The sequence below is a fragment of the Maricaulis sp. genome (genome assembly GCF_030149235.1).
Lineage (GTDB): Bacteria > Pseudomonadota > Alphaproteobacteria > Caulobacterales > Maricaulaceae > Maricaulis.
Genome location: NZ_JASBRW010000049.1, coordinates 18,324 through 33,492 on the forward strand (window position 1 = coordinate 18,324; position 15,169 = coordinate 33,492).

Sequence of the window (15,169 nt, forward strand, 5' to 3'; positions counted from 1 at the left end):
CCTAACGCTGTGGCACGGTCGGATGCGGTGGCTTGATCTCATCAGGCCGTCGGCCGCCCGCATGTTCGACCAGCATGTCCACGCGTTTATCGATCGGCGGATGGGTCGCAAACACGCCCATGAAGCCGGAACGCGGATTGTCGATCATCATTTCGCGGATTTCGCTGGGCGCTTTCTCGATCTCGGTCTGACCGGAGATTTTCAGCAAGGCCGAAATCATCGCATCGGGATTTTTGGTGAGTTCCACCGCGCCGGCATCCGCCATGTATTCGCGCCGGCGTGACAGCGAGAAGCGGATCAGAATGGCGAGGATATAGGCGATGATGATCAGGCCGGCCGCAACAAGGATCAGCACCCCGCCGGAGCGTCGACCGCCGCCTCCACTTCGGATCAGAACCCGGAAACTGATTTCAGCGACGAAAGAGATGATGCCGACGAAAATGACGGCGATGACCATCATGCGGACATCGCCATGTCGAATATGGCTGAGTTCGTGGGCCAGCACGGCTTCCATCTCGTCCTTGTCGAGCGCGGCCATCAGGCCGCGTGTGACTGTGACCGTGTAATTCCTCTCGCTAATGCCTGAAGCATAGGCATTCATCGCATCGGTCTCGATGATCGCCAGGCGCGGCATGGGCAGGCCACGCGAGATCGCCAGGTTTTCCAACAGATTATAGAGCTCGCCTTCTTCCTGGCGGGAAACCGGGCGAGCCCCGGTTGCGGCACTGATCATACCTTGATGGAAGAACCAGGCGATGACGAACCAGACGGCCGCCAGTCCCAGAGAAATCACGCCGATCTGTGGCAAGTGACCGGATGCATTGGCCATACGCCCGCCAATGCCCTCCGCCGGCACACCCATCCCTTTCACCGGTGGCAGATCATCGCCCGACAGCCCCATCCAGACCAGTGTCAGGGCATAGCCAATAAGCACCAGCAGGATGGGAAACCCCGCCAGGAGGATGATCGAGCGGAGATTATTATTCCAGATATGGGTGCGGAGTCCGGCCGCCCCGAACAGCATCGAAGCGCCTTAGAACTTGACCTTGGGCGCACCGCGTTCTGTCTCGCCCACTTCGAAATAGTCCCGCGTGGAAAAACCGAACATGGAGGCAAAGATCACGGCCGGGAATTGCTCGATCGCGGTATTGAGCTCCTGGACGGCATTGTTGAAGAAGCGCCGCGCCGCTGCGATCTTGTTTTCCAGATCCGCCAGCTCGGTCTGCAGGGACATGAAGTTCTGGTTGGCCTTGAGGTCAGGATAGGCTTCCGACAAGGCGAAGAGCTGACGCAGGGCGCCGGAGAGCATGTTCTCGGCCTCGGCCAGCCCTTTCAGCGAGGATGCGTCGACCGCGGTCTGGCGAGCCTGGATCACATTCTCTAGGGTTTCCTTCTCATGAGAGGCATAGCCTTTCACCGTCTCAACCAGATTGGGCACGAGATCATGGCGCTGTTTCAGCTGCACATCGACATCGCCCCAAGCCTGGTTACAGGTCTGCCGCAGGGCGACCAGGCGGTTATAGATCATCACCACGGCGAGGCCGATGATCACAATCAGAATGAGCACGACGAATGAGGCGTCCATGGCACTATCCCCCTTAAGGAAAACGAGTTCTTCTTCTCTAGTCCGATTTCGCCTGTGAGGCGAGGAATTCTGAGCCTCTCGGCGCAAAACGCAGCGAACGCGGGAAGCCGCGCGGCGCCATGCGGCCGGCCTGGGCGCGTTTGGCGGTCCACAAATGCCAATCCTCGAGCGAGAAGCGGCGACCGGCGCCATCGAGCCAGGTCAGGCCTTCCTCTGCGGAGAACAGCGTCGCATCAGCCAGTTGAGCGCCCTTGCCGCCGAGAAGGCGCACGCCCTTGCCGCGCGTCATCATCGGGATTTCATCCGCCCCGAAGACCAGCAGCTTCTTGTTTTCACCGATCAGGGCGCAGCGATCGCCCATGGCAGGGATGCAAAGCAGGGCCTCATCACCATCGACCAGGTTGAGGATCTGCTTGCCCGCCTTCTTCATGGCGATGCAGTCCTTTTCCTGGACCCGGAAACCGGTACCGGCACCGGACGCGACCAGAAGGATCCGCTCCGGATCATATTTGAACAGGCCGATCGGGGCCGCATCATCGGGCAGATCGACATGCAGGCGCACCGGTTCGCCATGCCCGCGACCTCCGGGCAGCTTGGAGGCGTCAAGCGTGTAGAACTTCCCGTCCGTGGCAAACATCAAGAGCTTGTCGGTGGTCTCGCACTTCACGGCGAAAGCGGATTTGTCGCCTTCCTTGAATTTCAGACCCGTCACGTCGGAGGAGTGCCCCTTGAGCGCCCTCACCCAGCCCTTTTCCGACAGGACTGCGGTAATCGGCTCGCGCACGACAAAGGCCTCGATGGAGGCCGCATCGGCGACCGCCGGCGCGTCACCGAACACGGTACGGCGCGCGCCCAGCTCGGTATCGGGACCGTAATAGGCTTCGACCTCGGCAATCTCGCCGTCGACCTTGGCCCACTGCAGCTCTTCCGACCCAATCAGGTCCTTCAGCGATTTGCGCTCGGCCCGCAGCGACTTGTCTTCCTTGCGAATCTCCAGCTCTTCCAGCTTGCGCAATGCGCGCAGACGCATATTCAGGATCGCCTCGGTCTGCCGCTCGCTGAGGCTGAACGTCTCCATCAGCTTTTGCTTGGGATTATCCTCGAAGCGGATGATGCGGATGACCTCATCCAGATCGGCATAGACGATGAGATAACCCGCCAGCACTTCCAGCCGGTCTTCGACCTTGGCCAGACGGGTCCGGGCCCGACGCACCGCGACTTCACGGCGGTGGTCGAGCCAGATCCGCAGCGTCTCCTTCAGGCTCATCACCCGCGGCGTGCCGGACGGGTCGAGCACATTGAGGTTCAGCGAAATCCGGCTCTCCAGATCGGTCAGCTTGAACAGGCTCTCCATGAGCATGTCCGGATCAACCAGCTTGCTCTTGGGCTCGATGACGATCCGGATATCCTCGGTACTCTCATCGAGAATATCGTCCAGCAGCGGGAGTTTCTTCTGGTCCATGAGAAGCGCGATCTTCTCGATCAACTTGGACTTCTGCACGGCGTAGGGAATCTCGGTGACGACGATGCGCCACATGCCGCGACCAATGTCCTCCTTTTCCCACTTGGCCCGCACGCGGAAACCGCCGCGTCCGGTTTCATAGGCTTCGCGAATGGAGGCTTCCGGTTCGACGCAGATGCCGCCGGTCGGGAAGTCCGGGCCCTTCACATGGACGAGCAGGTCCGTGTTCTCCGCCGCGGGATTCTTGATCAGGATGCGCGCGGCACCGCAGATCTCGGCGGCATTGTGTGGCGGGATGGACGTCGCCATGCCGACAGCGATGCCGGTGGCGCCATTGGCCAGAAGGTTCGGGAAGGCACCGGGCAGAACCAGCGGCTCGCTTTCCGACCCGTCATAGGTCTCCTGAAAATCGACCGTGCCGTGTTCGATATCCTGCAGCAGCAATTCGGCCGCCTTGGTCAGGCGGGCCTCGGTATATCGCATGGCCGCAGCGCTATCGCCGTCAATATTGCCGAAATTGCCCTGCCCTTCGACCAGCGGATAGCGTGAAGCGAAATCCTGGGCCAGGCGGACCAGCGCGTCATAGACCGACTGATCGCCATGCGGGTGGTATTTGCCGATGACATCGCCGACCACGCGGGCGGATTTCTTGAACGCGGCTTCCGGGTTCAGCTTCAACTCGCGCATAGCGTAAAGCAGCCGACGGTGAACCGGTTTCAGACCATCGCGGGCATCGGGCAGCGCCCGCTGGGTAATGGTTGAAAGCGCATAGGCGAGATAGCGCTTCGACAGCGCTTCGTCGAAGGCTTCTTCAACGATATGACCGCCATCAGGATCGAAATTTTCACCCATCTCGCACCACCTCTCGATTCGGACAGGTCAGTATAGGCGATTTGCATGATGGGGCAGGTCTGGAGCGCAGGAAAATAAGCCGCTTTCTCCAGCTATATCGAGGAACCCGCCCCTAGAGCCGGCCTTCCCGCTCAAGCGCCGCGAGCAAACGCTCCCGCGCATCCGGCAATTGCTTGTCGACCGGCCAGAGCACGCGGCGTTCGAGGAAATAGCCGGTCAGCTCAAACCCCTTGGCGATATCGCCGGCGGCTATGTTTCCGGATCCTTGCAGGAAGCCAGGGAGTGACAAAAGCTTAGGCGCATACGGCGCGGCTTCTTCTGCGCACACCGCACGGCCTGTACGCGGGCTGATATGCGTCAGGTCCTCGGTGACGCCGGTAACGGCACACTTCTCCCAGTCCAGCCCATAGCCCAGGTCTGACAACAGCCCCGCCTCCCAGCGCACATAAAGCGCCGGCCAGATATCGATATCCTCGAGCGAGTTGAGCAAGACCCGGAAACCGTCATAGACAGCCTCATGCTGTTCGCGTTCGGGCAAGGCCAGTATGGCCATGGCGCAGGCCGCATTGAGTCCGGCCAAGGCTGTCCGGTCTTCCATGACGACGCCGGCGCTAAGGCTGTCCGGCTCGACTTGGAACTGGCCCAGATGCTCTGAAAGCCGGGCCCGCCAGGCGACCCGGATCTCGTTTCCGGGCTGCAGGATCGGGCGCAGGGAGCGCGAACGCGCGCCCTTGACCAGACCGGCATGACGGCCCTGTCCGGGGGTCAGTACTTCGATAATGGCGCTGGTTTCACCATGCGGGCGCACGGCGAGAATAATGCCGGAATCACTCCATTCCATGGAGACAGTCTAGACGTCGAAGTCCAAACCGACATCGGAATAATGCCCGCGCCGGTTCATCCATTTCGGATCGACTTTGACATTGAGGAAGAGATGCACCTTGCAGCCCAGCACTTCCTCCAGCTCGGTACGGGAGGCCTCGCCGATCGCCTTTAGCGCCGCGCCGCCCTTGCCGATCACGATCGGCTTCTGGCTGTCGCGTTCGATCAGGATAGACTGCTCGACCCGGATCGAGCCATCACGAAGGCGCTTCCACGCCTCGGTCTCAACCATGGAGGCGTAGGGCAATTCCTCGTGCAGACGCAGATAGACTTTTTCGCGCGTGATCTCGGCAGCGAGGATACGCGAGGGCAGGTCCGCGACCTGGTCTTCCGGATAGTGCCAGACTCCTTCCGGCATCAGACCGGCAAGATGGGCTTTCAGCGTATCCGTGCCATATCCGCGCTTCGCTGAAACCATGAAAACATCGGAATAACAACCAGTTTCAAAAAGGTTTTGAGAAATTGCGAGAAGCCGGTCGCGCTCGAGGAGATCGATCTTGTTAAGAGCCAGGATCGCCGTCTTGCCAGCGCGCTTGAGACCTTCGATGACGCGTTCATCATCCTCGATCATCTTGCTGTCGCCGGACTTGCTCTCACCGCGCGCCATGCGGTCACGGGCACCGGCATCAATGACATGAATGATGGCATCGGCATCATCCGCACCCGCCCAGGCAGCGTGGACCATGGCCTTGTCGAGCCGGCGGCGCGGCGCGAAGACGCCGGGCGTGTCGACCAGGACGATCTGGCTTGTGCCCTCCAGCGCCACTCCGCGTACGGAAAAGCGCGTGGTCTGGACCTTGTGGGTGACGATGGTGACCTTCTCGCCGACCAGGGCGTTGACCAGGGTCGACTTGCCGGCATTGGGCGACCCGATGACGGCGACAAAGCCGCAACGGCGTTCCTGATTATCGGACATCTACGCCCTCCCGCGCCATCAGCGCTTCTGCGGCCTCGCGTTCGGCCATTTGTTTCGATCGCCCCTCACCTTCAGCCGCATCCAGAGATCCGACGGTGACCTCGACGGTGAAGATCGGCCGGTGATCCGGTCCGGAGCGTTCCGTCAGGCGGTATTTCGGCGGCGTATGGCCGGCCTTGGCTGCCCATTCCTGCAGGGCTGACTTGGCGTCCTTGGGCTTATGCAGCAAGGCCTCGATCTTCTCGCCCCAATATTTGTCGTAGAACGCCTGCACGGCCTCGCGACCACCATCGAGATAAATCGCCGCAATAAGGCTTTCGCAGGCATCACCCAGGATCGACGTCTTGTTGCGCCCACCCCCGGTTTCCTCGGAACGACCCATGCGGAGGGCCCGGCCAAGATCTGCGGCACGGGCGACATCGGCGCAGGTCTCCTTACGCACAAGCGCGTTGAGGCGGGGCGCCAGAGCGCCCTCATCAGCGCCCTCGAACATGCGGAACAAGGCTTCCGCCGTCATCAGACCCAGAACCCGGTCGCCCAGGAATTCCAGACGTTCGTAATTGCGCGCGGTCTTGCGGCCCTCGCCGAAGCTGGAATGGGTTAGGGCGCGCTCGATTAACTCGCGGTCCTTGAAAACATAACCAATGCGCTGTTCCAGCGCCTGGACCGGATCAGACACGCCAGCCTCCGATCGGCCTTGCCTCGATGACGACAAAGGCCTGGGCCCAGGGATGGTCATCGGTGATGGTGATATGGGCAAAGGCTTCCATACCGTCCGGCGTCATACTGCCCAGGCGCTCCAGCGCCCGCCCTTTGAACTCCAGGGTCGGCTTGCCGCCGGGCATATTCACCACGCCGATCTCTTTCCACGACACGCCGCGGGCAATGCCGGTCCCGAGCGCCTTGGCGCCGGCTTCCTTGGCCGCGAAGCGCTTGGCATAGCTGGCGGCGCGCATGCGGCGCTTGTCCGACTTGGCCTGCTCAATCTCGGTGAAAACACGTTGCACGAAGCGATCACCGAAGCGGTCGAGCGACCGCTCGATGCGGCGGATATCCATCAAGTCGGAACCGAGGCCAAGGATCATGCACGCGCCTCAGCAATCAGCCCGCGCATGGTCGTGACTGCTTCACGCAGACCGCGGAAAATCGCCTCCCCGATCAGGAAGTGGCCGATATTGAGCTCGGCCAGCTCAGGAATGGCGGCAACCGGTTTGACGGTGTCATAGGTCAGGCCATGCCCGGCATGCACTTCCAGGCCACGGCGATGCGCTTCTCTGGCGCCGGCGCGCAGCAATTCCATGTGGCCCGCGACGGCCTCGTCATCCCCGCGCAGAGCCGCTTCGCTATAGGCGCCGGTATGCAGCTCGACCACCGCCGCGCCCATGGCTTCGGCGACCGCGATCTGGACCGGATCTGCCTCGATGAAGAGGGAGACACGGCAACCGGCATCCGACAGACGGCTGACGAAGGGGGCAATGTGATTATGGCCTGCGGCCACATCCAGCCCGCCCTCGGTCGTGCGCTCCTCGCGCTTTTCCGGCACCAGGCAGACCGCGTGGGGTTTGTGGCGCAGGGCGATCTCGAGCATTTCCTCGGTCGCGGCCATTTCCAGATTGAGCGGCAGCTCGATCTCGGCCATCAGCCGGTCGATATCCTCGTCCGTGATATGGCGACGGTCTTCGCGCAGATGCGCGGTAATACCGTCCGCGCCGCTTTCAGCCGCCTGACGGGCTGCGCGTACCGGGTCGGGATGGGTTCCCCCGCGCGCGTTCCGGATAGTGGCCACGTGATCGATATTGACGCCCAGGCGCATGATCAGGCGAGCCCCCGGCTACCCGGCTTGATCGCGGGAATGGCAGCCAGCTCGGGCGGCAGCTTGTCAGCCTCATAGGCCGGCACCTTGTACTGCGCCAGAGAGATCAGCGGCACGCCGACATCGGCCTCGCCACCGGAACGATCCACCAGACAGCCTTCCGCAATCACGGTCGCGCCGGTGGCATTGATCGCCTCGATGCATTCGCGCGAGGACAGCCCCGTGGTGACAATGTCTTCGATCACCAGCACTTTGTCGTCGGAGGAGAGTTCAAAACCGCGGCGCAGGGTGAACTCGCCATCCTGGCGCTCCACATACAGCGCTTTCAGGCCCATGTGACGAGCGGTTTCATAACCCGGCACGATGCCGCCAACAGCGGGCGAGACGATAACGGTCGGCTCGATATCGAGCTCGGCGCGGACCTTTTCCGCCAGAGCCTTGCACAGGCGTTCGGTGCGGGCCGGTTCGGAAAAGACCCGGGCCTTCTGCAGGAATACCGGGCTGCGCAGGCCCGAAGACAGAATGAAATGCCCTTCCAGCAGGGCTCCGGCACCACGGAATTCCTCAAGCACTTCGTCGCGGGTCATAACTCGTCCACTTCATTTTCTTCCAGTTCCGCCCGCATGCGCTCGGCCGAGACAACGACCTGGCTCATACGCAGAGCGGCCAGCAAATTGGCCAGATGGCGGGTGTCAAATACTTCGACATCAAACAGCATTTCAAAAAAGTCCGGCGCCCGGTTGAGGGTGCGGACATTGGCGATGTTCGCGCGGTTCTCGCCGGCGATCCTGGCCACTTCAGCGAGCGCCCCCGGCTCGTTGTGCATAACCGCCAGTATGCGCGCCATCGACACGGCGGAACCTTCAGCTTCCGGCGTCCAGGCCAGATCAAGCCAACGATCCATCTCACCGCCCTCGAACTGGGCCAAGCGCTCACAATCGATCGTGTGAATTTCGATACCCTTCTCCGGGATCAGAACCCCGACGATCCGGTCTCCCGGCAGCGGCGAGCAACACGAGGCGAAATGCAGTGTAACGCCCTGCGTCAGCCCTCGACCGCGGACGAAGAGCCGCGCCTTGTCGTCTTCGATCAGCTCGCGGTCCTTGGCCTCAGGTCGCTCTTCCTGGCGCCCCGGGAAGGCCGCATTGAGGAAGTCGGCCGACGTAATACGCCCACGCCCCAGAGCTTCATACAGGTCTTCGATATTCCCGAGCTCCAACCGGCTGATGGCATCCCCGAGGTCCCCCTCGATCAGCGTCAGGTCCTCTCGGCGGAAAGCATGATCGGCCATGATCTTGCCGATGCGCAGGAATTCATCGCGCTCGCTTTCGCGGATCAGGCGGCGGATCGCCGCCCGTGCCCGCCCGGTAATGACGAGGTTCTCCCAACCGGCCGGCGGTTGGCGCACGCCCCCTTTGACGATTTGGACCACATCGCCATTGCGCAACTGGGTCCGCAGCGGGCGCTCGCGACCATTGATTTTCGCGGCCTCTGTCGTGTGACCGAGCTCGGTATGAACGGCATAGGCGAAGTCGAGCGGCGTTGCCCCCGCCGGCAGCGAGATCAGATCCCCCTTCGGCGTGAAGGCGTAGACTTGGTCAGCGAACATTTCGAGCTTGGCGTGCTCGAGAAATTCATCCGGATCGCCACCCTGGTTGAGGATCCCCACGAAGGGACGCAGACGATCCAGCGGATCACCGCCCGCAGCCTGGGCCGCATCGGGGTCATAGCGATAAGTCGAATTCTTGTAGCGCCAATGGGCAGCGACACCGCTTTCGGCGATCGATTCCATATCCTCGGTGCGGATCTGCAGCTCGATGCGGACGCTGTTCGGACCGATCACCGTGGTGTGTAGCGAACGGTAATTATTCGGCTTGGGCACGGAGATGAAATCGCGGAAGCGCTCCGGCACACAGCGCCACGTCTGGTGCACCACGCCGAGCGCCTTGTAGCAATCATCCGGCTCGGTCACGATCAGACGGAAGGCATAGATATCTGCGATCTCGTCAAAGGTCAGACCCTTTCGCTCGAGCTTGCGCCAGATCGAATAGGATCGCTTCTCCCGGCCGAAAATACGCGCATCAATGTCGTATTTCATCATCAGCTCGGTGATCGCCTCGGACACGGCTGCGACCTCGTCCGCATGTTCCTCACGCAGGTGCCGGAGCCGGCGGGTGATCGATTCATGCGCGGCCGGGTTCACATGCTCGAAAGCCAGATCTTCGAGCTCGACGCAAACCCGGTTGATACCAATGCGGCGGGCCAGCGGGGCATAGATTTCCAGCGTCTCGCGGGCGATGCGCTCGCGTTTTTCCGGCCGGGAAATGGCATCAAGCGTGCGCATATTGTGCAGACGGTCGCAAAGCTTGACGATCAGGACGCGAACATCAGAGGAAATCGCAACGACCAGTTTCTGCAGGTTTTCCGCCTGCTTGGTACGTTTCGAGCGCAACTCCATCTGGCCCAGCTTGGTGACGCCATCGACCAGATTGGCGACCTCGTCACCGAACAGCTCCACCAGCTGTTCATGCGTCGCCGGCGTATCCTCGACCGTATCGTGCAGCAGGCCGGTACAAATGGTGGCGACGTCCATGCGCAGTTCGGACAGGATCACCGCCACTTGAGCGACATGCGCGAAATAGGGTTCACCAGAGGCACGGCGCTGTGGGCGGTGCGCCTCTTCGGCAAAATCATAGGCTCGGCGCACGAAATCGCCGTCGACGGTCGGGAAATACCGTTCGATACGGGCAACCAGCTCGTCCGCACTAGGAATGGCGGGCGGCGGCGAGGCCAGGTTGGGTGACGTCGCGCCGGAACTCAACGCGGGTTAGAGGCGGCCGTCCGGCGCGCCATCCCGGTCGGCCTGAAGGGCCTTGAGCATTTCCGACTCGTCCAGCTCGATCGGTGCCGGCAGAGCTTCCATCTCTGCCTCCGCAGGCGCGGCTGAAGCGGTGACGTTCTCCTGCTCTTCGTCCTCGCTTGGCAGCACGCGCTGCAGACCGGTGACGAGGCTCTCCTTGAGGCCGTCCATGTCGAGCGTCTCGTCAGCGATCTCGCGCAGGGCGACGACCGGGTTCTTGTCGTTATCGCGATCGATCGTCAGCGCGCTCCCGGCCGAGATATTGCGGGCGCGGTGCGCAGCCAGCAGGACCAGGCGGAAACGGTTCGGAATTTTTTCGATGCAGTCTTCGACAGTAACGCGGGCCATGCGCGCAGTCTCCTTGACGGACAATTCTAGGAACCGCGTTACCTATCCTCGCACGCGCACAAAAACAAGGCCCTGCTGCGCCTTGTGATCAGTTATTCTGCAAAGGGCGCGTCACATCTAGATCGGCGGCGGGCAATGCCTCAACGAGGGCCGCAATCCCCTCACGGGTTTGCGGGTGCACCCAGTCCGGCGCGATCTGGGCCAGGGGACACAAGACAAAGGCCCGGCTGCCCATGCGCGGATGCGGCAGCAGCGGCCCGGGTGCCTGCGACACTTCCCCGCGACAATCGACCAGATCGAGATCCAGGGGACGCGGCGCATTGCGCACCGAACGCTCGCGTCCGAACTCGGCCTCGATCCCATGCAGGCAGGCTAGGATCTCGCCGCTCGTCAGCGTCGATGCAACCTCGATCACAGCATTGACATAAGGCGGGTCGGACGGGTCCGGCCAGGCCGGGCTGGCCCAGAAACCCGACCGCTTGAGAACGAGCAAGCCCGCTGCCTCCATCGCCGCGATGGCGGCTTGCAGGGTTTCGGCGGGGCTGAGATTTCCCGATGGCAGGTTAGCCCCCAAGCCGATATAGATCGCCCCTGTATTGCTTTGATAATTTTTATCCAGGGTATTTTGCGCCATGACGTTTTATCCGGACGAGCGCATCGGGCTTTTCATCGATGGCGCCAATGTCTTTTCCACCACGAAATCCCTCGACTTCGATATCGACTTCAAACGCCTGCTGGACGAATTTCGCAAGCGCGGACGGCTGTTGCGGGCCAATTACTACACCGCCCTGCTCGAGCAGGACGACTATAACCCCCTGAAACCCCTGGTCGACTGGCTCGATTACAATGGGTTTTCGGTGGTCAGCAAGCGGGCCAAGGAATTCACCGATGACCAGGGGCGTCGGCGCATCAAGGGCGACATGGATATCGAACTGGCCATCGATATGGTCGAGGCCGCCGACTATCTTGATCATATCATCCTGTTTTCCGGCGATGGCGACTTCTGCCGTGCCGTCAAGGCGGTTCAGAACCGCGGCACGCGGGTCAGCGTCGTCTCCTCGCTGCGCACCAGCCCGCCGATGATCGCCGACGAGCTACGCCGGGTGGCCGATAATTTCATCGAGCTGCGCGATCTGGAACACATGATTGGCCGCGGCGGGGAATGATGCTGATGCTTCGCCCTGAACCGCCCCTCACCTGCGATTTGTGTCCGCGCCTAGTAAGCTATCGCGAGGACACCGCCAGAAGCTATCCGGACTGGCACAATGCGCCGGTTGCCTCCTTCGGCCAGGACAATGCCCGCCTGCTGATCGTCGGCCTGGCGCCGGGCCTGCGCGGCGCAAACCGCACCGGGCGCCCGTTTACCGGCGACTGGGCCGGTGACCTGCTCTATGCGACGCTGGGCAATCACGGCTTCACCCGCGGTACGTATGACAGCCGCGCCGATGACGGATTGGAACTGGTCGACGCCATGATCACCAATGCCGTGCGCTGCGTCCCACCGGAGAACAAGCCCGTGGGTGCGGAGGCCAATGCCTGTCGGCCCTTCCTGACCGATCGCATCGCTGCCATGCCGGACCTCAAGGCGGTTCTGGTGCTCGGCAAGATCGCCCACGATAATACAGTCCGGGCGCTCGGCCTGAGGCTCAAGGATGTCGCTTTCGGCCACGGCGCCGAGGCGCAGGTCGCCGGGCCGAACGGGCCGGTGCAGATGTTCGGCAGCTATCACTGCTCGCGCTACAACACCAATACCGGCCGACTGACCGAGGACATGTTCAACGCCGTCTTCGCGCGGATCCGCGCCTATCTCGACGCGCTTTGAGCTCGCGCGTTCACGAGCGGATCGAAAAGTCGGATGGCGGCGTCAAATTTATCGCGGCAGCCCGGATTGCAGAAGCCGACGGTCTGGCCGCGATAACGGGTCAGGCTATCGGGCGACACCGGTTTACCCGACCAGGGACAATGGGCGTTCAAGACCTCGCGGCTGGCAAATTCCGGCATGTTTATTCTCATTCGGATTGTTAGAGTTTTAGCTAGAATACAGGCCGGAATCTTGGCATAAACGACGACATGCCCTCCTTTTCTGCCAAAACCGATACAGAGCAGCGCCGCGTCGCTTTCGTCCTGTTCGAAAACGCCAAGATGCTCGACATCACCGGGCCGCTCCAGGTTTTCGCGGATGCCAACGAGATCCTGGGCCGGGAGGCCTATGTCACCGTTCTCGCATCGCTCTATGGCGGACCGGTTGAGACCGACACCGGCGTATTGCTCAACACCAGACGCCTCGCCGGCGTCGGCCTGGACGATATGGATACGCTGATGGTGTCGGGCGGCAACGGGGTGCACCCGGCCGCGCGTGACCCGCGCCTGATCGGAGCGATCCGCCTCGCGAGCCGCAAATGCGGTCGTATTGCCTCGACCTGTACCGGCGCCTTCTTGCTGGGTGCCGCAGATTTGCTGGATTGCCGTCGTGCGGTCACACATTGGAATGCCTGCGAGGATCTCGCTCGCGCCTATCCGGACTGCCAGGTCGAGCCGGACCCGATCTTCATCGAGGATCGCGGGGTGTGGACGTCAGCGGGCGTTACAGCCGGCATTGATCTCGCCCTCGCCATGGTCGAGGCCGATCATGGACGCGATACGGCGCTGGAGCTGGCGCGCCATCTTCTCGTTTATGTCAAACGGCCCGGCGGCCAGTCCCAGTTCAGCGAAGCGCTGCAACAACAGACCCGCACCGCGACCGGCCGGTTCGATGCGCTGCATTTCTGGATGAAGGATAATCTCACCGCCGATTTGCGCGTCGAACAGCTCGCGGTTCGCTGTGCCATGAGCCCGCGCAATTTTGCCCGCATCTATGCCGAGGAAACCGGACAGACGCCGGCCCGCGCGGTTGAGCAAATGCGTGTGGAAGCGGCCCGCCAGGCTCTGGAAGACCCCGACCAGTCGATCAAGGACGTCGCGACCCGTTGCGGTTTTGGCAGTGATGAACGCATGCGGCGCAGTTTCACGCGCCTGCTTGGGGTCTCGCCACAGGCCTATCGCAAGAACTTCGCGATGGCGCTCTAGCCGCGTTCCTTCATCAGTCGGGCTTTCTGCTTGTTCCAGTCCCGATCCTTGATGGTCTGACGCTTGTCGACCGTCTTCTTGCCTTTGGCCAGACCAATCAGGAGCTTGGCCATCCCCCGGTCGTTGAAATAGAGCCGCAGCGGGATGATGGTCCGCCCTTCGCGGGCGACAGCGCCTTGCAACTTGGCGATCTCGCGCCGCTTGAGCAGGAGTTTGCGGTGCCGGCGCGGCTCATGATTGAAGCGATTGGCCGGACCATAGGTCGGAATATCGGAATTGATCAGCCAGACTTCATCACGTTCCGGGCTGACATAGGACTCGGCGATATTCGCCTTACCCTCGCGCAAGGACTTCACCTCCGAACCGACCAGGGCCAGACCCGCTTCGAAGGTTTCCTCGATTTCGTAATCGAACCGGGCTCGGCGATTGATCGCAATGGCCCCGTCCTCGCGCGGTTTGTTCATGCCGGCTCCAGCAGGCCTGCAATAGCCATGGCATCGCGCACGGCAGCCTGCGAGGCTTCGGCCGGCTCCGTCAACGGCAGGCGAAGCTCACGCGAGCAAACGCCGAGCAGCGACATCGCATACTTGGCCGGTCCCGGGCTCGAGGATGTAAACAGCGCATGATGCAACGGCAAAAGCTGGTCATTGAGCTGGCGCGCCAGGGCCCAGTCACCATTCAGCGTCGCCTCCTGGAAACGCGCACAGAGTTCCGGCGCGACATTGGAGGTCACGGAGATCGCGCCCACGCCACCGGTGGCATTATAGCCCAGCGTCGTCGGATCATCGCCGGACAGCTGAACAAAATCCTCTCCAATCAGGCGGCGATGTTCCGACACCCGCGCCATGTCCCCGGTGGCATCCTTGATGCCGATCACATTGGACAGGCGGGAAATCCGGGCGACCGTCTCGGCGTCGATATCGACGACCGTCCGGCCCGGGACATTATAAACAATGATCGGCAGATCGCAGGACGCGTTGATCGCGGCAAAATGCTGATACAGGCCTTCCGCATTGGGCTTGTTGTAATATGGCGCAACAACGAGGCCGGCGTTCGCACCCAGCTCAAGGGCCCGTTTGTGGTTGGCGATCGCAACTGCAGTTGCGTTCGACCCCGTACCGGCAATAACAGGCACCCGGCCGGCGGCGGTTTTCACAACGATTTCAACCACGCGCATGTGTTCTTCGAAGGTCAGCGTCGCCGATTCACCGGTGGTTCCGCAGGGGACGAGCCCGTGCGTGCCAGCCGCGATCTGACGTTCTGCAAGCGCGGCAACCATATCTTCATCGACGGCACCGTTCTTGAAAGGCGTGACGAGCGCAGTGATGGAGCCCTTGAACATGTTTCAATCTCGAAAGCTGATTATGAGGCGGCGGACCATATCG

General features: G+C 61.9%; 18 protein-coding genes. 3 read left to right on the forward strand and 15 right to left on the reverse strand.

Annotated features, from left to right (window positions below; translation table 11 throughout):
• Position 1 precedes the first annotated feature (1 nt).
• The 12 genes from Q1V51_RS07310 to folK all read right to left on the reverse strand — a co-directional run bounded on the left by Q1V51_RS07310 (position 2) and on the right by folK (position 11,352).
• A complete protein-coding gene (locus Q1V51_RS07310) occupies positions 2-1,024 on the reverse strand; it encodes a M48 family metallopeptidase (RefSeq protein WP_300554702.1) in 1,023 nt (340 codons plus the stop codon).
• 9 nt (positions 1,025-1,033) lie between these two features.
• Positions 1,034-1,585 carry a LemA family protein gene (locus Q1V51_RS07315; protein ID WP_300554705.1) on the reverse strand — a complete coding sequence of 184 codons (552 nt, stop codon included), beginning with the start codon at positions 1,583-1,585 and terminating at the stop codon, positions 1,034-1,036.
• Positions 1,586-1,622: 37 nt separating this feature from the next.
• Entirely contained in the window at positions 1,623-3,899 is a 2,277-nt protein-coding gene (gene parC, locus Q1V51_RS07320; protein WP_300554708.1) for a DNA topoisomerase IV subunit A, read from the reverse strand.
• A 112-nt stretch (positions 3,900-4,011) separates the two neighbouring features.
• Positions 4,012-4,740 carry a DNA repair protein RecO gene (gene recO, locus Q1V51_RS07325; protein WP_300554711.1) on the reverse strand — a complete coding sequence of 243 codons (729 nt, stop codon included), beginning with the start codon at positions 4,738-4,740 and terminating at the stop codon, positions 4,012-4,014.
• Positions 4,741-4,749: 9 nt separating this feature from the next.
• On the reverse strand, positions 4,750-5,697 hold the full coding sequence (gene era, locus Q1V51_RS07330; RefSeq protein WP_300554714.1) for a GTPase Era: 948 nt from the start codon (positions 5,695-5,697) through the stop codon (positions 4,750-4,752).
• Complete coding sequence (rnc, locus tag Q1V51_RS07335; RefSeq protein ID WP_300554716.1) at positions 5,687-6,376, reverse strand: ribonuclease III; 690 nt, start codon at positions 6,374-6,376, stop codon at positions 5,687-5,689. Before rnc ends, era begins: the two co-directional genes overlap by 11 nt.
• Positions 6,369-6,782: a holo-ACP synthase gene (acpS, locus tag Q1V51_RS07340; RefSeq protein ID WP_300554718.1), complete on the reverse strand. Its 414-nt coding sequence runs from the start codon at positions 6,780-6,782 to the stop codon at positions 6,369-6,371. Before acpS ends, rnc begins: the two co-directional genes overlap by 8 nt.
• Positions 6,779-7,510, reverse strand: a complete 732-nt coding sequence (locus Q1V51_RS07345; protein ID WP_300554721.1) for a pyridoxine 5'-phosphate synthase — start codon at positions 7,508-7,510, stop codon at positions 6,779-6,781. The genes acpS and Q1V51_RS07345 overlap by 4 nt, the downstream gene beginning before the upstream one ends.
• A 2-nt stretch (positions 7,511-7,512) precedes the next feature.
• Complete coding sequence (pyrE, locus tag Q1V51_RS07350; RefSeq protein ID WP_300554723.1) at positions 7,513-8,097, reverse strand: orotate phosphoribosyltransferase; 585 nt, start codon at positions 8,095-8,097, stop codon at positions 7,513-7,515.
• Positions 8,094-10,331, reverse strand: coding sequence for a bifunctional (p)ppGpp synthetase/guanosine-3',5'-bis(diphosphate) 3'-pyrophosphohydrolase (locus tag Q1V51_RS07355; protein ID WP_300554726.1), 2,238 nt, complete (start codon positions 10,329-10,331; stop codon positions 8,094-8,096). The genes pyrE and Q1V51_RS07355 overlap by 4 nt, the downstream gene beginning before the upstream one ends.
• 6 nt (positions 10,332-10,337) lie before the next feature.
• A complete protein-coding gene (rpoZ, locus tag Q1V51_RS07360; RefSeq protein WP_300554729.1) occupies positions 10,338-10,718 on the reverse strand; it encodes a DNA-directed RNA polymerase subunit omega in 381 nt (126 codons plus the stop codon).
• An 88-nt stretch (positions 10,719-10,806) separates the two neighbouring features.
• Complete coding sequence (folK, locus tag Q1V51_RS07365; protein ID WP_300554732.1) at positions 10,807-11,352, reverse strand: 2-amino-4-hydroxy-6-hydroxymethyldihydropteridine diphosphokinase; 546 nt, start codon at positions 11,350-11,352, stop codon at positions 10,807-10,809.
• Here folK and Q1V51_RS07370 point away from each other — a divergent pair.
• Positions 11,351-11,884: an NYN domain-containing protein gene (locus Q1V51_RS07370; RefSeq protein WP_300554734.1), complete on the forward strand. Its 534-nt coding sequence runs from the start codon at positions 11,351-11,353 to the stop codon at positions 11,882-11,884. The two genes, folK and Q1V51_RS07370, sit on opposite strands and share 2 nt — an antisense overlap.
• On the forward strand, positions 11,881-12,540 hold the full coding sequence (locus Q1V51_RS07375) for a uracil-DNA glycosylase (RefSeq protein WP_366522719.1): 660 nt from the start codon (positions 11,881-11,883) through the stop codon (positions 12,538-12,540). The genes Q1V51_RS07370 and Q1V51_RS07375 overlap by 4 nt, the downstream gene beginning before the upstream one ends.
• On the opposite strand, the gene Q1V51_RS07380 is transcribed toward Q1V51_RS07375, so the two are convergent.
• Positions 12,522-12,719: a glutathione S-transferase gene (locus Q1V51_RS07380; RefSeq protein WP_300554740.1), complete on the reverse strand. Its 198-nt coding sequence runs from the start codon at positions 12,717-12,719 to the stop codon at positions 12,522-12,524. The genes Q1V51_RS07375 and Q1V51_RS07380 overlap by 19 nt on opposite strands.
• Positions 12,720-12,788: 69 nt before the next feature.
• On the opposite strand from Q1V51_RS07380, the gene Q1V51_RS07385 reads away from it, so the two are divergent.
• On the forward strand, positions 12,789-13,784 hold the full coding sequence (locus Q1V51_RS07385; RefSeq protein ID WP_300554743.1) for a GlxA family transcriptional regulator: 996 nt from the start codon (positions 12,789-12,791) through the stop codon (positions 13,782-13,784).
• Here Q1V51_RS07385 and smpB read toward each other — a convergent pair.
• Positions 13,781-14,248, reverse strand: a complete 468-nt coding sequence (gene smpB, locus Q1V51_RS07390) for an SsrA-binding protein SmpB (RefSeq protein ID WP_300554746.1) — start codon at positions 14,246-14,248, stop codon at positions 13,781-13,783. The two genes, Q1V51_RS07385 and smpB, sit on opposite strands and share 4 nt — an antisense overlap.
• Positions 14,245-15,126, reverse strand: coding sequence for a 4-hydroxy-tetrahydrodipicolinate synthase (dapA, locus tag Q1V51_RS07395; RefSeq protein ID WP_300554749.1), 882 nt, complete (start codon positions 15,124-15,126; stop codon positions 14,245-14,247). Before dapA ends, smpB begins: the two co-directional genes overlap by 4 nt.
• Positions 15,127-15,169 lie beyond the last annotated feature (43 nt).